The 19,319-nt window shown below is 71.6% G+C and carries 22 protein-coding genes and 1 pseudogene; 10 read left to right on the forward strand and 13 right to left on the reverse strand.

The annotated features are described in order from the left end of the window. Positions 1 to 85 precede the first annotated feature (85 nt). The 6 genes from EXE48_RS08290 to EXE48_RS08310 all read right to left on the reverse strand — a co-directional run bounded on the left by EXE48_RS08290 (position 86) and on the right by EXE48_RS08310 (position 3,851). Positions 86 to 886, reverse strand: a complete 801-nt coding sequence (locus EXE48_RS08290; protein WP_137711199.1) for an ABC transporter ATP-binding protein — start codon at positions 884 to 886, stop codon at positions 86 to 88. Beyond that, positions 870 to 1,721 (reverse strand): ABC transporter permease, encoded by an 852-nt coding sequence (locus tag EXE48_RS08295; protein ID WP_053772170.1) that lies wholly within the window; start codon positions 1,719 to 1,721, stop codon positions 870 to 872. Before EXE48_RS08295 ends, EXE48_RS08290 begins: the two co-directional genes overlap by 17 nt. A gap of 1 nt (position 1,722) precedes the next feature. Beyond that, positions 1,723 to 2,700, reverse strand: coding sequence for an aliphatic sulfonate ABC transporter substrate-binding protein (locus EXE48_RS08300; protein ID WP_053772171.1), 978 nt, complete (start codon positions 2,698 to 2,700; stop codon positions 1,723 to 1,725). Between the two features lie 92 nt (positions 2,701 to 2,792). Beyond that, positions 2,793 to 2,918 (reverse strand): hypothetical protein, encoded by a 126-nt coding sequence (locus tag EXE48_RS19255; protein WP_255510278.1) that lies wholly within the window; start codon positions 2,916 to 2,918, stop codon positions 2,793 to 2,795. Positions 2,919 to 2,989: 71 nt separating this feature from the next. Beyond that, the gene (locus EXE48_RS08305; RefSeq protein WP_121562113.1) at positions 2,990 to 3,268 is read right to left on the reverse strand and encodes a DUF7111 family protein; all 279 of its coding nucleotides are present in this window, start codon (positions 3,266 to 3,268) and stop codon (positions 2,990 to 2,992) included. A 40-nt stretch (positions 3,269 to 3,308) separates the two neighbouring features. Beyond that, a complete protein-coding gene (locus tag EXE48_RS08310) occupies positions 3,309 to 3,851 on the reverse strand; it encodes a carboxymuconolactone decarboxylase family protein (protein ID WP_137711200.1) in 543 nt (180 codons plus the stop codon). A 127-nt stretch (positions 3,852 to 3,978) separates the two neighbouring features. Here EXE48_RS08310 and EXE48_RS08315 point away from each other — a divergent pair, with 127 nt between their 5' ends. The 3 genes from EXE48_RS08315 (at position 3,979) to EXE48_RS08325 (ending at position 6,594) form a co-directional block, all read left to right on the forward strand. After that, entirely contained in the window at positions 3,979 to 4,908 is a 930-nt protein-coding gene (locus tag EXE48_RS08315) for a 1,4-dihydroxy-2-naphthoate polyprenyltransferase (RefSeq protein WP_053772174.1), read from the forward strand. Continuing rightward, positions 4,905 to 6,074, forward strand: coding sequence for a mandelate racemase/muconate lactonizing enzyme family protein (locus tag EXE48_RS08320; RefSeq protein ID WP_137711201.1), 1,170 nt, complete (start codon positions 4,905 to 4,907; stop codon positions 6,072 to 6,074). The genes EXE48_RS08315 and EXE48_RS08320 overlap by 4 nt, the downstream gene beginning before the upstream one ends. A 70-nt stretch (positions 6,075 to 6,144) precedes the next feature. Further along, a complete protein-coding gene (locus EXE48_RS08325) occupies positions 6,145 to 6,594 on the forward strand; it encodes a DUF5799 family protein (protein ID WP_137707220.1) in 450 nt (149 codons plus the stop codon). A gap of 34 nt (positions 6,595 to 6,628) precedes the next feature. Here EXE48_RS08325 and EXE48_RS18740 read toward each other — a convergent pair whose 3' ends face one another. Further along, entirely contained in the window at positions 6,629 to 6,778 is a 150-nt protein-coding gene (locus EXE48_RS18740; RefSeq protein WP_167551910.1) for a DUF7557 family protein, read from the reverse strand. Between the two features lie 107 nt (positions 6,779 to 6,885). Then, the gene (locus EXE48_RS08330) at positions 6,886 to 9,006 is read right to left on the reverse strand and encodes a hypothetical protein (protein ID WP_137711202.1); all 2,121 of its coding nucleotides are present in this window, start codon (positions 9,004 to 9,006) and stop codon (positions 6,886 to 6,888) included. Positions 9,007 to 9,150: 144 nt separating this feature from the next. On the opposite strand from EXE48_RS08330, the gene EXE48_RS08335 reads away from it, so the two are divergent. Continuing rightward, positions 9,151 to 10,188, forward strand: a complete 1,038-nt coding sequence (locus EXE48_RS08335) for a phosphotransferase family protein (RefSeq protein WP_053772177.1) — start codon at positions 9,151 to 9,153, stop codon at positions 10,186 to 10,188. Between the two features lie 26 nt (positions 10,189 to 10,214). Here EXE48_RS08335 and EXE48_RS08340 read toward each other — a convergent pair whose 3' ends face one another. Beyond that, complete coding sequence (locus EXE48_RS08340) at positions 10,215 to 11,012, reverse strand: aldo/keto reductase (RefSeq protein ID WP_137707222.1); 798 nt, start codon at positions 11,010 to 11,012, stop codon at positions 10,215 to 10,217. 132 nt (positions 11,013 to 11,144) lie between these two features. On the opposite strand from EXE48_RS08340, the gene EXE48_RS08345 reads away from it, so the two are divergent. Beyond that, a complete protein-coding gene (locus EXE48_RS08345; protein ID WP_137711203.1) occupies positions 11,145 to 12,113 on the forward strand; it encodes a transcriptional regulator TbsP domain-containing protein in 969 nt (322 codons plus the stop codon). Between the two features lie 42 nt (positions 12,114 to 12,155). Here the strand turns inward: EXE48_RS08345 and EXE48_RS08350 are convergent, their stop codons facing one another. Next, complete coding sequence (locus tag EXE48_RS08350; protein WP_053772180.1) at positions 12,156 to 13,676, reverse strand: aldehyde dehydrogenase family protein; 1,521 nt, start codon at positions 13,674 to 13,676, stop codon at positions 12,156 to 12,158. Between the two features lie 88 nt (positions 13,677 to 13,764). Here EXE48_RS08350 and EXE48_RS08355 point away from each other — a divergent pair. Next, positions 13,765 to 14,079: pseudogene (locus EXE48_RS08355) on the forward strand (helix-turn-helix domain-containing protein); the annotation flags it as partial. Here the strand turns inward: EXE48_RS08355 and EXE48_RS08360 are convergent. Beyond that, positions 14,067 to 14,864 carry an RIO1 family regulatory kinase/ATPase domain-containing protein gene (locus tag EXE48_RS08360; protein WP_053772181.1) on the reverse strand — a complete coding sequence of 266 codons (798 nt, stop codon included), beginning with the start codon at positions 14,862 to 14,864 and terminating at the stop codon, positions 14,067 to 14,069. The pseudogene EXE48_RS08355 and the gene EXE48_RS08360 overlap by 13 nt on opposite strands. A 111-nt stretch (positions 14,865 to 14,975) precedes the next feature. On the opposite strand from EXE48_RS08360, the gene EXE48_RS08365 reads away from it, so the two are divergent. Next, the gene (locus EXE48_RS08365) at positions 14,976 to 16,124 is read left to right on the forward strand and encodes an acyl-CoA dehydrogenase family protein (protein ID WP_053772182.1); all 1,149 of its coding nucleotides are present in this window, start codon (positions 14,976 to 14,978) and stop codon (positions 16,122 to 16,124) included. A gap of 38 nt (positions 16,125 to 16,162) precedes the next feature. On the opposite strand, the gene EXE48_RS08370 is transcribed toward EXE48_RS08365, so the two are convergent. Next, positions 16,163 to 16,753, reverse strand: coding sequence for a hypothetical protein (locus EXE48_RS08370; protein ID WP_053772183.1), 591 nt, complete (start codon positions 16,751 to 16,753; stop codon positions 16,163 to 16,165). Positions 16,754 to 16,898: 145 nt separating this feature from the next. On the opposite strand from EXE48_RS08370, the gene EXE48_RS08375 reads away from it, so the two are divergent. Beyond that, the gene (locus EXE48_RS08375; protein WP_137711204.1) at positions 16,899 to 17,405 is read left to right on the forward strand and encodes a halocyanin domain-containing protein; all 507 of its coding nucleotides are present in this window, start codon (positions 16,899 to 16,901) and stop codon (positions 17,403 to 17,405) included. Positions 17,406 to 17,458: 53 nt separating this feature from the next. On the opposite strand, the gene EXE48_RS08380 is transcribed toward EXE48_RS08375, so the two are convergent. Continuing rightward, on the reverse strand, positions 17,459 to 17,977 hold the full coding sequence (locus tag EXE48_RS08380) for a hypothetical protein (RefSeq protein ID WP_053772185.1): 519 nt from the start codon (positions 17,975 to 17,977) through the stop codon (positions 17,459 to 17,461). A gap of 121 nt (positions 17,978 to 18,098) precedes the next feature. On the opposite strand from EXE48_RS08380, the gene EXE48_RS08385 reads away from it, so the two are divergent. Further along, positions 18,099 to 18,374 carry a cytochrome C oxidase subunit IV family protein gene (locus EXE48_RS08385; RefSeq protein ID WP_053772186.1) on the forward strand — a complete coding sequence of 92 codons (276 nt, stop codon included), beginning with the start codon at positions 18,099 to 18,101 and terminating at the stop codon, positions 18,372 to 18,374. Between the two features lie 155 nt (positions 18,375 to 18,529). Next, on the forward strand, positions 18,530 to 19,189 hold the full coding sequence (gene tenA / locus EXE48_RS08390) for a thiaminase II (RefSeq protein ID WP_137711205.1): 660 nt from the start codon (positions 18,530 to 18,532) through the stop codon (positions 19,187 to 19,189). The last annotated feature ends 130 nt before the right edge of the window (positions 19,190 to 19,319 follow it).

Consider the following 19,319-nt stretch of genomic DNA (forward strand, 5'->3'; position numbering starts at 1 on the left):
CGACGGAAGGCGGCGGGCAGCGCGCGGCGCCGCGGATCGGCGTGCGGCGCCGCCGGTGCGCGTCAGGGATCGCTGCGGTGCGCCCTCACCGACCGAGCGCCGCCGTCACCTCGCGCCGGAGCGCGACCAAGTCGGCGTCCGCCCGGTCGCGGGGGCGGTCGATGTCCACGTCGACGACCGACTCGACCGTGCCGGGCTGGCCGCCGAGGACGGCGACGCGGTCCGCGAGGTAGACGGCCTCCTCGACGTCGTGGGTGACGAGGACGACGGTCGTTCCCCGCTCCGCCCACACGTCGAGCAGGTGGTCCTGCTGGTCGGCCTTCGTCAGGCGGTCGAGCGCGGAGAAGGGCTCGTCGAGCAGCAGCACGGACGGGTCGTAGGCGAGGCCGCGCGCGAGCGCGACGCGCTGGGCCATGCCGCCGGAGAGTTCGCCCGGGCGGCTCTCGGCGAACCCGTCGAGCCCGACCGTCTCGATCAGGTCGTCGACGCGCTCGCGGGCCGCCTCGGTATCCGGGTCCACGTCGGCCGGGAGCCCGACGGCGACGTTCTCGCGCACGTCCGCCCAGTCGAGCAGCCGCGGCTCCTGGAACACCATCCCGACCGCGTCGCTGCCGCCGTCGCGCACGTCCGTCCCGTCGACCGTGACGCGCCCGCCGAACTCGGCTTCGAGCCCCGAGAGCACGCGGAGCAGCGTCGACTTGCCGCAGCCCGACGGGCCGACGACGGCGACGAACTCCCCGTCCGCGACCGCGAGGTCGACGCCGCCGAGCGCGACGGTGTCGTCGTACCGCACCCGGAGGCCGTCGACCGCGAGGACGGGGTCCGCGTCCGGGGGCGCGGCGTCGGCGGTCGGCGGCGCGAGGTCGGCGTCAGCGTCCGACGACACGGTCTCTCACTCCCTTCACCGCGAGGTCCGAGCAGTTGCCGAGGAACGCGAAGAGCAGGATCGACCCGACGATGACGTCGGGCCGCGCGAGGGTCCGCCCGTCGCTCAGCAGGAACCCGATCCCCTGGCTCGCCGCGATCAGCTCCGCGGCGACCACGAACATCCACGCCAGCCCGACGCCGCCGCGGACCCCGACGAGCAGGTCCGGGAGCGCGGCCGGGAACACGACCCGCCGCAGCGACTCGAGGCGGCCGAGGTCGTACACCTCGGCGACTTCCAGCAGCTCCTCGTCGACCGCGGCGATACCGGTCGAGAGGTTGAGGTACACCGGGAAGAACGCGCCGACGGCGATGAGCAGCACCTTCGCGGTCTCGCCGATGCCGAACCAGAGGAGGAACAGCGGCACCCACGCCAGCGACGGGATGTTCTTGAGGCTCTGTAAGAGCGGGTCGAGGAGGTCGCTCGCGGTCCGCGAGAGCCCGGTCGCGGTCCCGAACAGAATTCCGACGGCGATTCCGAGGCCGGCGCCGAGAACGACGCGCTGAACCGTGATCGCGACGTGGCCCCACAGCTCGCCGGAGGCGGCCATCCCCCGGAGCGTCTCCGCCACCCGCAGCGGCGCCGGCAGCTGGTGGGCCGCGAAGACCCCGGTCGCGACCGCGACGTGCCAGCCGACGACCAGCGCGGCGGGGACGAGCAGGCCGAGCAGCGGCCGAAGCCGGCTCGCGGCGGAGAGCGGGACCGGCCCGAGACCGCGCGACTCGGCGCTCCGGGCCGACCCGTCGCCGTCCGACCCGCGGCGGGCCTCGGACTCGTGAGGGGTGTCCGCGGCCATCTCAGGCGACCTCGGTCGCGAACTCGGAGTCGATCAGCTCGTCGACGGCCCCGGCCGGGTCGGCGTCGTCGGTCACGAGCCCCTCGCGTTCGAGGACCGGCGAGAGGTCAGAGAGCAGTTCGCGGTGCGGTTCGCCCGGGATCGGCTCGGAGAGGTCGGTCCGCCGAGTGAACACGCGCTCCGCGACCGGCGCGGACATCTCGGAGGCGTCCGCGAGGATCCCCGCGGTCGCCTCGGGGTTCTCGACCGCCCACTGGCGGCCGCGCTCGTAGGCTTCCAGGACGCGGCGCGCCTGCTCCGTGCGGTCCGCGAGGAACCCGTCGAGGAAGTTCAGGAAGCCGTAGGTGTTGTACCGCGGCTCGCGGAAGAACAGCTCGGCCCCCTCGTGTTCGAGCTCGAGCTCGGCCATGTGCGGGTCGAGCCCGGCCCACGCGTCCACGTCGCCCCGGACCAGCGCGGACTGCCCCTCCGGGTGCTGGAGGTTGACGACCTCGACGTCGTCCTCGCTCAGCCCGGCGTCACCGAGCGCCTGGAGCAGGAAGAAGTACGGGTCCGTCCCGCGGGTCGCGGCGACCCGCTTCCCCTCCAGGTCTGCGACCGACTCGATCCCGGTCTCCCGGAAGGTGACGAGGGCCGTCCACTCCGGCTCCGAGTAGACGTACGGCGTCGTGATCGGCACGCCGTTCGTGCGCGCCATCAGCGCCGCGATGCCGGCGGTCGAGGAGACGTCGGCCTCGCCGCTCTGCGCGTACTCGTTCGCCTGGTTGCTGCCGAGGCTCAACACCCACTCGACGTCGGTGCCGGTGTCCGCGAACGTCGCCTCGAGCCAGCCTTTCTCGCGCAATACGAGGCTGACCGGGTTGTAGTACGCGTAGTCGACCGTCACCGTACCCGAGCCGCTCCCGCCCCCGACACAGCCCGCGGCGAGCGAGCCGCCGATCGCCGCGCCGGTACCGCGCAAGAACTGTCTTCGCTCCATCGTGACTCCTCGTACCGGTGCCGCTCATAAACCGATATGGCTATTGAGAATATTCATCCACGCCTATGATGCCCTATGGTTATTTATTTTCATCAGTGGCGACGGTTCACACGCGAACAGACCGCGGCGTCGCTCGCGCTGTCGCCCGGACGCGCGGTTCGCTCGCGGTCGCTCGACCGCTCGAAGGCGTTCGGCTCGCGTTCCGGGTACCGGATCATGTTGCGGAGTCCTCGCGGCGTCCGGTCTCGGCCGCGAAGAGCATCCACTGAGGAAACGAGTTCCTCCGCGATTACATCCCCATGTCGGCGGCGGCGTCCGGCACCGGGAGGTCGGGGACGGCGACGCCGAGGAGTTCGGCGGCGTGGTCGAGCGCCATGTCGAACCCGTAGTACCGCTCCAACTCGTCGCCGTCGGGGCCGGGCCGGACCTTCAGCATGGCGTACCCCTCGACGTTCTGCGCGACGGTCGCCTCGCGGCCGTCCCGCGAGAAGGTGAGCCGTCGTTCGCCGTCCGTCTCCTCGTACCGCGCCTCGATCCCGTTCGCCGACGCGGCCTCCGTGTCGGTCATACCCGCGATACGGGCCGGACCCTGTCGAACCTGTCGGTCGTTACCGGGGGTCCCACCCGTGGAACTCGGTTCCGGGCTCCAGTTCGAGGTCGAACGCGTCGATCATCCCGCCGAGCGCGTCGTACCCCCGCGCGGTCGCGGCGATACCGACGATCGCCTCGTCGTCGTACAGCGCCGCGACCTCGTCGTGCGCCACCGCGTCGACCTCGCCGCGGACGACCGCGAGGGCGTACTCGATCAGGGTCGTCTCGCCGTCGCCGAAGGGACCGGTGTCACCGCGCCCGAGCGCTGCGATCGCGTCGTCGTCGACCCCAGCCCCACGGGCGATGTTGACGTGTTGGTGCCACTCGTAGCGGTTGCCGACCTCGCTCGCGACCGCCAGGATGACGAGCTCGCGCTCCCGCTCCGTGAGGCCGCTGTCGGTCCGCAGCGACCCGAGGAACGACCGCAGCCCCGCCAACACCTCGGGGTTGTTGCCGACCGACTGGTACACGCGGAGCGGTTTTCCCTGGAGCGACGACTCCAGGAGGTCCTCGTGCTCGTCCGGCACGTCCGACGCCTCGGCGTAGGGAACGCGGGCCATGGCGCCCGGTCGCGCTCGGGGAGCATAGGTGTGTGCCACTCGGTATCGCTCGCCGCGAGCGGCCGCGGGGGCGCGGCGGCGATCCGCGATGGCAACCTTAAGGGACGCCACGCACCAACCGAGGGTAATGAGCACCGAGGTCACCCGCCGGCGGGCGTGGCTGATCGCCGCCCGGCCGCAGACGCTCCCGGCCGCGGCCGCGCCGGTGATCGTCGGCGTCGGCTTGGCGCTCGCGGACGGGGTGTTCGCCCCGCTGCCCGCGCTGGCGGCGCTCGTCGGCGCGGCGCTGATCCAGGTCGGGACGAACTTCGCGAACGACTACTACGACGCGATCCAGGGCGCCGACACCGACGACCGCGAGGGGTTCACCCGCGTCGTCGCCAGCGGCCTCATCGAACCGGCCGAGGTGAAGCGGGCGATGTGGCTCACCTTCGCGGCCGCCATCGGCGTCGGCACCTACCTCGTCGCCGTCGGCGGCGTCCCGATCCTCGTGATCGGACTCGCCTCCGTCGCGGCCGGGATCGCGTACACCGGCGGCCCGTACCCGCTCGGCTACCACGGGCTCGGCGACCTCTTCGTGTTCGTCTTCTTCGGCGTGATCGCCGTGACGGGGACGTACTACGTCCAGGCCGCGGCGCTCCTCGCCGGGTGGTTCCCGGTCGGGGTGCCCGGTGAGGCCGTCACCGTCGGGGCCGCGGTCGCGAGCCTCCCGATCGCCGCGCTGTCGACGAACATTCTCGTCGTCAACAACCTCCGCGACCGCGAGGAGGACGCCTCGACCGGCAAGCGCACGCTCGCCGTCCGCTTCGGCTACCGGTTCGCCCGCGGCGAGTACCTCGCGATGCTCGCCCTCGCGTACCTCGCCCCGCTGTGGTTCGTCGCGCGCGGGGACGGCCTCGCGACGCTGCTCCCGCTCGTCACGCTCCCGCTGGCGGCGACCGTCGCGCGGACCGTGTTGACCGAGACCTCCGGCGAGGCCCTCAACCCCGCGCTCGAATCGACCGGCAAACTGCTCGCCGCGTACGCCGTCGCGTTCGCGGTCGGACTGGCGGTGTGACCCACGACGACCCGCGCGGCGGGGGGCCGGCCCGGACCGTTCGACACCGGCCGTTCGCGCTCGACCTGACCGGACCGCTCGGCACCGCCCGCGGGGAGATCGGCCGCCGGGAGGGGTTCGTGGTCACCGTTGAACGAGAGACGGCAGAGGACGGCGCGGCCGGCCTCGGCGAGGCGACGCCGCTCCCGGGCTGGACGGAGTCGCGGGAGGCCTGCGAGGCCGCGCTCGACGGCCTCGGCGACCGGAGCGAAGTCGACTCGCCCGCGGAGGCGCTGGACGCGGCGTCGACGCCGGCCGCGCGCCACGGCGTCTCCCTCGCGGTCGCCGACGCCGCGGCCCGCGAGCGCGGACGGCGCCTCGCCGCTCACCTCGCGGACACGGCCGGCGCCGGGGTCGCCCCCGCGGACGCGGTCCCGGTCAACGCGACCGTCGGAGACGGCTCTCCGGTGGAGACCGCCGCCGACGCGAGGCGCGCGGTCGAGGCGGGGTTCGACTGCCTGAAGGTGAAGGTCGGCGCCCGCGGCGTCGGCGCCGACATCGAGCGCGTCCGCGCCGTCCGAGAGGCCGTCGGCGACGCGGTCGCGCTCCGCGCCGACGCGAACGGCGCGTGGGACCGCGAGACGGCGTCCCGCGCGCTGGACGCGCTGGCCGCCTTCGACCTCGCGTACGTCGAACAGCCGCTCCCGGCGGACGACCTCGACGGCCTGGCGGCGCTTCGCCGGGGCGACCCGGCCGACGGCGACGGGAGCGACGGCGGAGGCGAGGGCGACGACGGGAGAGACGACGGCGGCGGCGTCCCGATCGCCGCCGACGAGTCGGTCGCGGCCCGCGGGATCGGCGCGGTGCTCGACGCGGGCGCGGCCGACGCGGTCGTGCTCAAGCCGATGGCGCTCGGCGGGCCGGATCGCGCGCTCGCGGCCGCGCTGCAGGCGCGAGAGTCCGGCGTCGACCCGGTCGTCACCACCACGATCGACGCGGTGGTCGCCCGGACGGCCGCCGTCCACGTCGCGGCCGCGGTCCCAGACGTGTCGCCCTGCGGCCTCGCGACCGCGTCGCTGCTCGACGGTGACCTGGCGCCGGACCCCTGTCCGGTCGAGGGCGGCCGGATCGCGGTCCCGACGGGTCCCGGTCTCGCAGGGGGCGCGTTCGACGACCTGCGGCGGTAGCGGGACGGGGGCGGACCCGGCGCTCGCCGCGGGGGGACGGACTTTTCACCGCGACCGGCGAACGGGGGGTATGAGCGAGTGGACCGACGCCATCGTCGGCGAGCGGATGACCGTCGACAACCAGTTCAACGAGCGCGTCGCGGCGTCGCGCTTCTCCAGCCAGGAGTGGGGACTGATCATGACGGCCACGGAGTTCGAGATCGAGAACGCCGACGACCCGGAGGCCGCCCGCGTCGTCGCGGACACGTCGAGCCTGCCCGCGATCATGCCCGAACTGGAGAACCTCCGGTCGCAGATGGCGGGGATGGGCGGCGCCCCCGGGGGCGACTCGGGCGGCTCCGGCGGCGGCGGCGTCGTCGACTCGATCAAGGGCGCGCTCGGGCTCGGCGGTGGCGGCGGGTCGTCCGACGAGGAACTGGAGGCCGCCGAGCGGCTCGTCCAGGAGTACGCCGACGAGCTACAGGCGCACCTAGAGGAGGTCGGCAAGTGGGAACAGGTCCGCGTCGCGTATCAGGAGTAGCGGGGCGGCCCGGGACGCGGGGGCGACGCCGGACTTACTTCAGGTCGCTGCCGCGGAACAGCGTCAGCTCCTCCGCCTCGTAGATGTTGATCAGTTCGCTCACGATCTCGTCGTACTCCTCGTCGTCGACCCGGAGCGCGTCGAGCCGCTCGACCGTCTCCTCGTCGAGGTGGATCTGGGGCATACGCGGAGATTGGTCGGCCGAGGGATAAAAAATGTCGCCGGGCGTGATCCGCGACGGCGTCGCCGAGGCGGACTCGGTTCGCGGCGCTCGGCGCAGCGTCAGTCGCGTCACTCGGACTCGCTGCGGAGTTCGGTCGGATCGCCGGCGCCGGACTCGTCGGTCGCGAGCGCCTTCCGAGCCGATGCTTCGACGTCCTCGACGGTGAGATCGACTGTCGGGGGCACGAACTGACCGTTGAGGAACAGCGTGGTGTCGGGCTCGGTCGACCAGTCTGCCACCACTTCCGAGGAGAGAATCGGCCGCTCCGTCGGGTCGCGTCCCACGAGCCGGGTCTTCTCGTCGAAACAGTCGTAGACGATCTGATACTCCGCCCCGAGCCACGAAGCCGGGGAAAGCACCGTTCGCCAGGTGACTCGGTGTTGCGACTCCGAGACCGACTCGACGGAGATGAGCCTCGGCGTCGGAGGGTTCGGAGGCATCACGTTGGTCGAGCAGTTGCCCGCGAAGCGGACCGGGGGGTGACTGGGAAGCCGTAGCGTCGCGAGGGCCGTGTCGAGCGGGAGGCCTTCCGCGGCGAGCAGTTCGATCGCGGTTCGAATCTGGTCCGCCGGGATGTGACCGTCGATCACCGCGGCCCCGGTGCCGCCGCGGCGGACCGTGTCGACGGCGACGGCGGGACGTGAGCTTCCCTCGAAGACGCTGACGGCCGGAGCCGATCGGTCGTCGGCCGCCGGGTAACGAGGGAGGTCGTCCGCGACCGGCAGGCCTTCGCGAACGGAGAGATCGGAGTACAACAGGTCGATCGACGGGTCCGACAGCGCGTCCGCGACTGAGTCCGTCGTCGGCGTTTCGAGAATCGAGAGCGACCCGACGCCGGCCGGCGTCGACGGGCTCGTGAGCGCCTCGCGCAGTCGCCGCGCTCGCTCTTCGGACCGAACGAGGAGGGTGACGTTCGCGCCTCCGGCGTCCGGGGGCGTCCGCCGAAGCTCGTGTTCGTACGCCGCCGGGAGCGCCGCGGCGGTCCACTCCGGTATCGAGTCCGGGACGGGAACCGAGTCGCCCTCGCAGGAGGAGAGCGATCGGCTGCCGGTCGGCCAGTCCGCCGTCGTGACTCCGACCGGATCTCCCGAGCGAACCCCCTCGGCGGAGCCACGGACTCGAATCGGCGCGAGAATGTTGGCCAGGTGCGGCAGGAGCTCGGCCCCTTCGGGGCCGGGACGAAGCACCGCTTCCGCCGCCCACTCGGGAGCGTACGGCTCAACGGTTTCCGCGTCGACCTCGAGGAACTCTATCAGCCGTTCGCTCAGTGGGAGATCGGCTAGGTTCGGCGGGTAAAACGGCAGTTGCGGGCCGACCAGGTCGTACTCCGCCCTGTCGGAGATCGTGTAGCCGTCGGTCCGCACGAGCGTGTCGAGGAAGAACCACGTGCGAAGCAGGTCCGCTGCCCGCTCTTCGAGCCGGTGGCCGTCGGTGGGAAGCCGCTCCGTGTACCCGTTGTCGAGCCGGACGGCCGGCGCCTCGCCGATCGTCATCCGGGCCCCGAGGTAGTAGGCGAGCGTCGAGAGGCGGTACACGTCGGCGTACGTCGGTCGGACGACCACCTCGACGCCCGTGTCCGGGACGGTCAGCGGGCTCGGGATTTCGAGCGACTCCCCTCGGTGGATGCGGGGCGGGTACCCCCGAAGCGTCGGCCAGGACCGCTCCGCGGAAAACTCCCTGATGGACGATCCCAGCACCGACACCGCCTCCGCGAGGGCTTCCGGGTCGTCCGGGACGGTGATCGTCGCCTCCGGCCGGGTATGGAGCGAGCGGACGCCGAGGGAGACGGTCGCGGGACGGTCCAGCGATATCTCGACCGATTCCGGTCCCTCGACGCCGCTGACCGACAGCTCCGCGTCTTCGACTCTGAGGGTCGACTTCACTGCGCCCGTGGTCTCGACACAGTACGATCCCCGCGGGAATTCCGTTGGATCGTTCGGGCGCTCGACGAACTCGCCCTCGGCGTCGCGAACGACGATCGACGTGTACGCCGGGACGGCGAGCGACGTCGCCTCGAAGCTGACGGCGTTGTCGACCGGGGAGGGGAACAGGGCCGGAAGCGCCGGCGAGAGCTCCGGCTCGCGGTCGGCGCGGAACTCCATCTCTTCGCCCTCGATCACGTCGCGGACCGTGAGCGTCGTCCCGTCGACCTCGAACCCGATGCGCTCGCCCGAAACCCCGTCTTTCACGAGCTTATTCTGGTTCGCCAACACGTATGAGCGTGTCGATAATCACGCGGTAACAGGATTCTGAAACGTATTCCGAGCGCTCACGCACCACGACAAATGCCGTCCTGACAAAAATATTAACACGCCCCCGCACCGAAAAAGGGTATGAACGGTGCCGGGTCAGAGCCGATCGAACGGGCACTCGCGGCGGCGTTTCCGGACCGGGCCGTGGACCGATTGACGGGCGTCGGCCCCTCGTGGAACGGCGCCAACGAGACGGTGGGCGTCGTCTTCGCCGACGGCGGCCGGGCGTTCCTCAAGGTCGCGCTGGCCGACGAGAGCCGCCGACTCGCCCGCGAGCGCGCCGTGCTCCGCTACGTCGCCGAACACGGGCCACTCGCGGTTCCCGAGGTGCTGGCGGCCGAGCCCGACGGCAACCCGGCGTACCTCGCGACGGCGCCGGCGCCCGGTCGCGGGCTGTTGGACGCCTACGAGGCGGCGAGCGGCGACGAGCGCGAGCGACTGCTCCGCCGCGTCGGGGCCGCGCTCGCCGCGCTCCACGCCGACCGGTTCCCGGACCACGGGGAGATCGTCGGCGCGGGGACGGAGCGCGGGAGCGCGGCGGAGCGCGCGGCGACCGCGGAGAAAGAAACGTCCGCGGGACCCGACGGGCCGACCGGGCTCTCGATAGCGTTCGCGCCGTGGTCCGACGTGCTGCTCGCGACGGTCGAGCGGACACGCGAGATCGGCACCAGCGAGCGGCTCGCGAGCCACTACGACGCGGTGATCGACTGCGTCCGCGCGAACCGGGAGACGCTCGACGAGGCGCCGGCCGCGCTGCTCCACGGCGACATCACGAAGCCGAACCTCTTCGTCGACGCCGACGCGGTGGCGGCGATCGACTGGGAGCTGTCTCACGTGGGCGACCCGGCGCGGGACCTCGTCCGCGCCGAGGACCAACTGCTCAACGGCTTCGATTCGACCGGCCCGGAGCGGTTCGCCGCCGCCCTCCGCGAGGGGTATCGCGAGCGGGCCGGGGGGCTCCCGGCGGGGTTCGAGCGGCGCCGCCCGGTCTACGAGGTCGTCAGGATGCTCGGGCGGTCGGGGTTCGTCGACCAGTGGGCGACGTACCTCGACGAGCCGGTCGACGCCCTGATCGAGCGCGCGGACGCCGAGTTACGGGCGCGGCTCGACGCCGTCTGACCGCGGCGGGGGTTCGGCCGCCCGCCTCAGCGGTTCCACGCCGCGTCGTCCGGGTCGATCCGTCGCTCGCCCGGGTCGAGCGCGTCGATGGCGTCGAGGTCGGCGTCGGGCAGGTCGACGTCGAGCGCGCGCAGGTTCTCGCGCACGTGGTCGCCGCGCGCCTTCGGGATCGGGGCGACGCCGCGGTCGAGCGCCCACGCGAGCGCGACGACCGCGGGCGAGCAGTCGTTCCGCTCCGCGATCGCGGCGACCTCCGGGTCGTCGAGGATCTCGCCCCGACCGAGCGGGGAGTAGCCGACGAGGCGGTGGTCGAACTCGGCAGCGAGCCCGCGCAGCTCCGGCTGGCGGAACCGCGGGTGGCACTCAACTTGGTGGGCCGCGATCGGCGCGTCGAGGATCTCGCGCGCCTCGCGCAGCAGGTCGGGGGTGAAGTTCGAGACGCCGACGTGGTCGGTCACGCCGGCGTCGCGGAGGTCGTCGAACGCCGGCAACGTCGCCTCGGCGTCGTACGCGCGGATCGGCCAGTGGACGTACAGGAGGTCGACGCGGTCGAGTCCGAGGCGGTCGAGGCTCTCGCGCGCCGTCTCCCGCACGTCGTCGGGGGCGAGGTTCTCGGGGTGGACCTTCGTGGCGACGACCACGTCGTCGCGGTCGACGTCGCTCGCGGCGATCCCCGCACCGACCGCGGCCTCGTTGTCGTACATCTGCGCGGTGTCGACGTGGCGGTAGCCGGCGTCCAGCGCCGCGGCGACGGTGTCGGTACAGGTCTCTGGGTCGTCGAGCCCGGACGTTCCGAGCCCGATCGACAGGTCGAGCGGTGGCACGCGAGACGGTTCCGGGCGCGGAGTGAAAAAGGCGCGCGAGCCGGCACGCGGCGATCCGACGCCCCGGCCGGTGCCGCCGCGTCCAACGTTCCGTCCCGCACGCTTAATCCGTCGCGGCCGTAGGGTGGCCTGATGCCGACCGGCCCGGCGCTCCCCTCGACCCCCGAGCCGCTCCGGCTCGGCGCGTTCGCCGACCCGGTCCTCGTCGACCCCGGACCGCGGCTGCTCCGCGCCGTCGTCGCGGGGTACCGCGAGGCCGCGCCGGCGCTCGTCGAGCCGAGCGTCGCGGACCTGTCGGGCGGCGCGGGCGACACGGGCGCGGACGACCCCGACCCGTCGGAGATCCCGACGCTGAAGGTGCTCGCGGGCGAGAGCGCGGTCGACGACGCGACGGCGGGGTTCCGGTCGGCGAGCCGGCTCGCGGCGCTCGTCGACGCCGACGCCGTCGAGCTCCGCGTCCTCGACGCGCCGCAGCCCAACCCGGTGCTGGCGGGCGAGGAGACCGGATTCGCCCTGATCGGCAGCGAGCGCGCCGGGGCGGCCGCGGAACCGGGTGGGTGGTACCCGGTCGGCGACGACGCCTCGCTCCGCGAGCGGTACGGGTCGCGGTTCGCCGAGGCGGAGCCGTACGGGCTCCGGACGCCCAGTCGGCGGCGGGTGTACGAGGGGATCGCCGCGCGGTGCGACGAGTCGGTCGCGGCGGCGGTCCTCCGCGCGCTCGACGTAACGGACGACGCCGGCGACACGGGGGACGACGCCGGCGATACGGTAGACAGCGCGGGCGACACGCCGGGGGGTTCGGGCGACGCGAGCGCGGACGGGCCCGACCCGGAAGCGGCCCGCGTCCGCGCCTACGCGGTCGGCGCGCGAGAGGGCGTCCTCGACCGCACCCTCCGGCGGGCCTGCGAGGACGCGGGGCTCGGGAGCCCCTCGACGTTCACGCGGATAAAGCGGCTCCTGCGGGCGGCCGACCTGATCGAGACGGTCGCCGAGCCGCAGCCGGTCGGGCGACCGCGGGAGCGGCTGGCGCCCCGCGGCGCGCTCGCCGCGGCCGAGACCCCCGAAGAGACGGTCGCGGCGGTCCGCGACGTGACGGAATGAGAACGGTGCGAGCGACGAGGCCGCGGAACCGATCGCGGCTCGTCAGTCGTCGGTCGTCTTGATGTCCGCGGAGAGCCCCTGCGCCATCTCGATCTCCTTCGAGTTGTTCAGGGTCCACGCGGTGCGGTCGGTGACGGCCTCGATGGCCTCGCGGGCGGAGGGGTAGCCGTTACCGGACTTCTTCACGCCGCCGAAGGGGAGCTGGACCTCGGCGCCGATACACGGGAGGTTCCCGTACGCCAGCCCCAGCTCGGCCCGGTCGCGGTAGTAGTTGATCTGTCGGTAGTCTTCGGAGATGATCGCGCCGGCCAGCCCGTAGTCCACGTCGTTCTGGATCTCCACGGCGCGCTCGACGCCGCCCTCGTACTCCAGCAGGGCGACGTGGGGCCCGAACACCTCCTCGTGGGTACACCGCAGGTCGGCGTCGGGGTCCGCCTCGTAGACGAACGGGCCGATCCAGTTGCCGTCCGCGTGGCCGTCGGGGACCTCGTCGGCGTCGAGTTCCGTCCGGTCGACGAGGACGTTCACGTCCTCGTCGCGGGCGAGCTCGTTGTACTCGGTGACCTTCTCCAAGTGCTCCGGCTCGATCAACGGCCCCATGAACGTGTCCTCGTCGAGCGGGTCGCCGACCGCGACCGACTCCGCGACCTCGACGAACCGCTCTTTGAACTCGTCGTACACGTCGGTGTGGACGATCAGGCGCTCGGAGGAGACGCAGCGCTGGCCCGTCGTCTTGAACGAGGACATCACCGCGGAGTGGACCGCGACGTCGAGGTCCGCCTCCTCGGTGACCACGACGGCGTTCTTGCCGCCCATCTCGCAGGCCGCGCGCTTGCCGGCGACGCCGCCGAGCTTCTCTTGGATGTGGTGGCCGACCTCCGCGGAGCCGGTGAAGAGCACCGTGGAGACGTCCTCGTGTTCGACGATCGCGTTACCGGCGTCGCCGAACCCCTGGACCATGTTGAACACGCCGTCCGGGATCCCGGCGTCGTCGAACATCTCCGCGATGATCTGCGCGCACCACGGGGTCTGTTCGGCGGGCTTGAACACGACGGTGTTCCCCTCGACCAGCGCGATGGCCATGTGCCAGTACGGGATCGCGACCGGGAAGTTCCACGGCGTGATACAGCCGGTGACGCCGCGCGGCTTCCGGCGCATGTACGCGTCCTTCGAGGGGATCTCCGAGGGGACGATGTCGCCCTTCGGGTGGCGGGCGTCGCCCGCGGCCCACTCGACCATGTGCGCGGCCTCGACCACGTCGGCTTTCCCCTCGCTGATCTCCTTGCCGCACTCCTTCGAGACGATCGCGCCGAGCTCGTCCGTCCGGTCGCGGAGCTCGTGGTAGACGTCCCACAGGTACTCCGCGCGCTGGATCCGCGAGAGCTCGCGCCACTCCTCGAACGCCGCGTCCGCGGCGTCGACCGCGCGCTCGACGTCCTCGGGAGTCCCGCGTCGGAACTCGCCTAAGGACTCGCCCGTCGCGGGGTTCGCGCTCTCGAAGGTCTCGGACCCGTCGCCGTCGACCCACTCGCCGTCGATGTAGTGCTGGTAGGGCTGCGCCATGTGTGGCGGTTACCGTCGGCACGTCCAAATAACCCACCCTACCATGGGCGGCAGGGTCTTTGTGGTGCGCTACCAACTGTGTCGGATAATGGCGACGACCGACGCGGAGGGGCGGGAGGACTGGGGCGGGACCAGGCTGACGCTCGACCTGTGGCATCCGAACTGCTGGGCCATCGAGGTGACGGGCAGGACGGACGGCGGGGTGCTCGCGCACGCCATCTACAACTCGCCGCGGACCGACGCCGACGCGCCCGACTCGGTGAACGGGCTGTTCACCGCCTTCGCGGACACCACGGACGAGGTCGAGGCGCTCCTCGACGCGATCCGCGACTCCGACCGCGCCGGCAACCTCCTGGAGCTACAGGAGCGGTTCGGCCGCGCGGCTCCGGGTCACGTCGTCCGCTTTTCGAGTTCGCCGGTCAGCTCCGCGGCGTCGAAGTCGTGGTCCGGCCGGATCGCGACGAAGTCGAGGAACCGCCGCGCCGCGAGGAGCTCGTCCGTCGAGTAGCTCGTCAGCGCGGCCGAGACCGTCTCGGCGGCGCCGACCAGCGGCTCCAGCGCCGCCAGCGCGCTCGCGAGGTCGTAGGCGCGCGCCGCCTCGCGGCCGTCCTCGCTCACGCGGGTCGCGTCGATGACGTGGAGCTCGCCGTCGGCGACGAGGACGTTCTCGGCGCGGAGGTCGCCGTGCGCGAGGCCGGCGTCGTGGATGGCCCGGAGCGTCTCGAACAGCTCGGGGGCGAGCTCGGCGACGGCCGCCGCGTCGAGTTCGCCTAAGGTGCGGAACTCGGGCAGGTACTCCAACACGAGCACGCCGAGGTCGCCGACCTCGAACGCCTCGACCGGCTCGGGCGCGTTGACCCCGAGCTCGCGGACGCGCCGGGTCGCCTCCAGCTCGTGGCGCGCCATCTCGTAGGGCGTCTCGTGGCGCTCGAAGAACCCCTCGGTGCCGGCCGAGAACGCGCCGAGATTCCGCCCGGTGGTGAACAGCGCGTGGACGAGCGTGTTCTGTCGCGTGATCACCTTCACGAAGAGGTCCTCGTCGACGACCATCGGCGTCGACAGCCAGTTGTCGGCGTCGAGGAAGCGCACCCGCATCTCGTCGCGGTCGTACCGGGCCGCCAGCTCGCGCGCGACCCGCTCGATGTCGGGCCAGTCGACGCGACCGCGGACGAGCTCCCGAAACTCCATACCGTCGGAACGCGGCGACGCGGCATAAGTCGTCGGCTCGCGGACCGTCCGGCGCCGCGGTTTATCACGGTCGTTCGCATCGTTTATGTCCGCGGGTCGCAATCCTTGCCCATGGACTTCGAGGTACCCGGCGAGCACCGGATGATACGCGACACCGTCCGGGAGTTCTGCGAGGAGGAGATCGCGCCCATCGCACAGGAGATCGAGGACGAACACCGCTTCCCCGAGGAGGTGTTCGAGTCGCTCGCGGACCTGGACATGATGGGCGTCCCGGTCTCGGAGGAGTACGGCGGTCTCGGCGGCGATCAGCTGATGTACGCGCTGGTCACGGAGGAGCTCGGCCGCGTCTCCGGCGGGATCGGGCTCTCGTACGCGGCCCACACCTCGCTGGGCGCGAAGCCGATCGACCTGTTCGGGACCGACGAACAGAAGGAGCGGTGGCTCCGCCCGCTCGCGGAGGGGGAGGGGCTCGGCGCGTGGGCGCTCACCGAGCCCGGCAGCGGCTCGGACGCCTCCGACATGGACACGACCGCCGAGTATGACGCCGACGCGGACGAGTACGTGCTGAACGGCACCAAGCAGTTCATCACGAACGCGAACGTCGCCGACTCGATCCTCGTGAAGGCGGTGACGGACCCCGAGGCCGGGTACGACGGCATCTCGACGTTCATCGTCGACCCCGACGCCGACGACGGGTTCGAGGTGACGACCGTCTGGGACAAGATGGGCCTGAACAGCTCGCCGACCTGCGAGATAGCCTTCGACGACGTGCGGATCCCGGCGGACCGGCTGCTCGGCGAGGAGGGCGACGGCTGGACGCAGACGATGAAGACGCTCGACGGCGGGCGGATCTCCATCGCCGCGCTCTCGGTCGGGCTCGCGCAGGGCGCCTACGAGGCCGCGAAGGGGTACGCGGGCGAGCGCGAGCAGTTCGGCAAGCCGATATCGAAGTTCGACGCCGTCCGCGACAAGGTGGTCCACATGCACCGGCAGATCGAGCGCGCCCGCCTGCTGACCCACCGGGCCGCGTCGAAGTACGACGCCGGCGAGTCGGTCACGCGCGAGTCGGCGCTCGCCAAGCTCGACGCCAGCGAGGCCGCCCGCGAGGTGGCCGAGGAGGCGGTCCAGACGCTCGGCGGCTACGGCTACACCACCGACTTCGCGCCGCAGCGCTTCTACCGCGACGCGAAGCTGATGGAGATCGGCGAGGGGACGAGCGAGATCCAACACGTCGTCATCGGGCGCGAACTCGGCCTCTGAAGGGACCGTCTCCCGCCCTCAGTCGCCCGCCGGCCGTCTCAGGGGAACTCGATCAGATCGTCGTCGACGCCGCGTAAGCTCTCGGCGAGCCGCGACCCGTCCGGCACCGCTCGCACGAACGGCGCCGACCCGAACGCCGCGTCGCCGTTGACCGACACGAGGCCGAGGTCGGCCGGGTCGCCCTCCAGCCCCGTCAGGAACGCGACGGTGCGGACCGCCGGCACGTCGCCGGCGTACGCGTCCCGGTCGACGGAGCCGTACAGCGTGCGGTTCGTCGCGACGTGATGGACGCAGGTGGGCGTCGGCGCGAAGCAGAGCAGGTAGCGGGCGCCCGGCTCGGTCCGCCCGAGCTTGGGACGCAGCGCGTGGCGCTCGTCGGCGTGGAAGTACCGCTCCATCCGCCGGTACTGTCGGAGGACCTCGTTCGCGCCGGTGGCGCGGCGGACCGCGGCGTCCGCCTTGAGCTCGATCACGCGGTCGACCGGCTCCGGCGTCCGCGTCCGGACGAACAGGTCGACGACGCCCTCGCGCCCGTCGGCGTCGTACGGCTCTTCGAGGCGGATCGCCGGGTCGTCGCCCGTCGCCTCGTAGTGTTCGACGAGCCGCGTCGCCAGCGCGTCTTCGCGCATGTCTCTCGGGAAGCGTCGGAGCGCGATAAAGCCGGGCTTCGTGACCCGATTCGGCGGGGGAATACGTGAGCCACACACCGTCGTGCGTTCCCGAAAATCGAAACGTATCGCGGGGTTTGTATGGCTCGAAACCCTACGTTAGGTGATGCCTGATAACTTGTCCAGACGGCGGTATCTCGCCGGAACCGGCGCAGCGCTGACAATCGGAACGCTCGCCGGCTGTTCCGGCGGCGGCGACGGCGGCGACGGCGGCGACGGCGGCGACGGCGGGAACGTCATCGAAGACGTCCCGAGCGAGATCGACGACTACCTGTCGGAGGCCCGCATGTACGACGGGACCATGGCGGATCTCACGGGCCAAGACGAGATTACCATCGAGGTCGGCGCCGGCGACGTGGGGTTCGCCTTCGCGCCCGCCGCGGTCCGGATCGACTCGAGCACGACCGTCGTCTGGGAGTGGACCGGCGTCGGTGGGGGACACAACGTGGCCTCGGTCGAGGGGTCCGAGTCCGACTTCGACAACGGGGAGACCATCGCCGAGGAGGGATACACGTTCGAGCAGTCGTTCGACAACACGGGCATCCAGCTGTACCAGTGTACGCCCCACAAAGCGAACGGGATGCTCGGCGCGATCGAAGTCGTCGAGGCCTAAGCGGGCCCGGTAGGCGGTCCGAAGAGACGCGGTTTTTCTGCGGCGTGCGGAACTCAAGAGAGGAACGGCCACCGGACGTCGACGATCCGGTCGTGCTCGCTGGTGACCGTCGGCCGCGCGAGGTGGTCGTTGGCGTTGGCGCCGACCTCGGCGAGCCGCGACAGCGCCTCTTCGAGCGTGCGGTCCGAGCGTCGCACGGCGGCGTCGCGCTCGTAGGGGGCGTCGATCGGGTTCGCCCGGGAGTTCGAGACCGCGATCGCGTCGGTGAGGTCGCCGCCGATCGCGTGCGGCGGCTGGTGGAAGTGCCAGTCGCCGACCGTGAGGAACAGCCACACGTCACCGTTGATGGCGTGGTACTCGCCGGTGACCCCGTCGGCGTCGTACGCGACCACACGGGAGAGCACGGCGGTCTTGAGCCGGTAGAGGGCGTCCTTGCGGGCCGAGCGGACGTTGCTCTCGGTGACGTCGCCGCGCTCGTAGGCCGCGGTGGCCTCGTCGGCGAACTGCTTTGCGACCTTGTTGACGACGTACAGCGATTCGAGCAGGTCGTCCGTCGGTTCCAGCGGAGTCACGGGAGCACCGGTCGTATGCTGCGACCGACCGCAGGTCCGGTCGTCGCGCGGATAGGCGTTTCGGGATCCGGGACCCCCGGATGGTTAATTCTTTAAGCGCAGGGACGAAGTGGGGCGTAAGATGGCGCACGACTCCGTGAAACTGTATTCGGCGATATACGTCGCCCTCCTCGTCGCGGCGACGCTGAACTTCGCGCTCTTCGAGACGTCGTTCATCGAGTTCTCGTACACGACGGCGATCGCCGGGACGCTGGTGATCGCGACGGTCAAGACGCTGCTCATCGTCGCGTACTTCCAGCACCTCCGGTGGGAGAACCGCTCGCTGACCTACCTGATGGGCCTCGCGCTCGCGCTCACCATGCTGCTGATGGCGGCCGCGACGTACTCCATCTCGTAACGTCCCCGCGACGGCCGCGGACTCTCCTTCCCGAACCTCCTCTCGACACCTCTCGCTTTCCGCGGAGCGATGCCGCCGTTCTCGTTGCCGCCGCACGATATTACTTGCTAATATTAGTTAGTTATAACACAGTCCGAAACGGACTCTCGGACGAGATGGCGTTCAGCGATCGACTCCTTGAGGCCGGATCGGACATCTGGGACGCACAGAAGGAGCACCCGTTCGTCGTCGAACTGGCGGACGGGGAACTGGACGAGGCGGCGTTCAGACACTGGGTGAGACAGGACTACCGGTACCTGCTCGACTACGCGCGCGTCTTCGCGATCGCGGGGACGAAGGCGGACGACGAGGAGACGACCCGGCGGCTGACGGCGGCCGCGCACGCCACGCTCGACGACGAGATGGACCTCCACCGCTCGTTCGCCGCAGACTACGGCCTCTCGGCCGCGGATCTGGAGGCGGTCGAGAAGGCGCCGACCTGCGCGGCCTACACCGACTTCCTCGTCCGGACGGCCCACGAGGGGTCGATCGCGGAGACCGTCGCCGCCGTCTACCCGTGCGGGCAGGGCTACCTCGACGTCGCCGACCACATGGCCGACCGCGCGACCGAGGAGCACCGCTACACCCCGTTCATCGAGAAGTACACGAGCGACGCCTTCCGCGAGACGGTCGCCTGGATGCGCGACCTCGTGGACCGGCACGCCGAGGCGTACCCCGGCGAGCGCGACGCGATGCGGGCGGCGTTCCTGCGGAGCGCGCGGCTCGAACACGCGTTCTGGGAGATGTGTTACACCGAAGAGAAGTGGCGCGTCTGACGCGGCGTGTCGACGGAGCGCGCCGGCCAGCGGTCGCACCGACGGCGCGGTCGGCGCAGAACGGGTACTCGCGCGGCTCACGTCGGATAGAGGGACCCGTTGCGTGCGACGGAAATCTCGACCGAGTTTT

The sequence above is a fragment of the Halorubrum sp. ASP1 genome, from assembly GCF_005435135.1.
Classification (GTDB): Archaea; Halobacteriota; Halobacteria; order Halobacteriales; family Haloferacaceae; genus Halorubrum; species Halorubrum tropicale.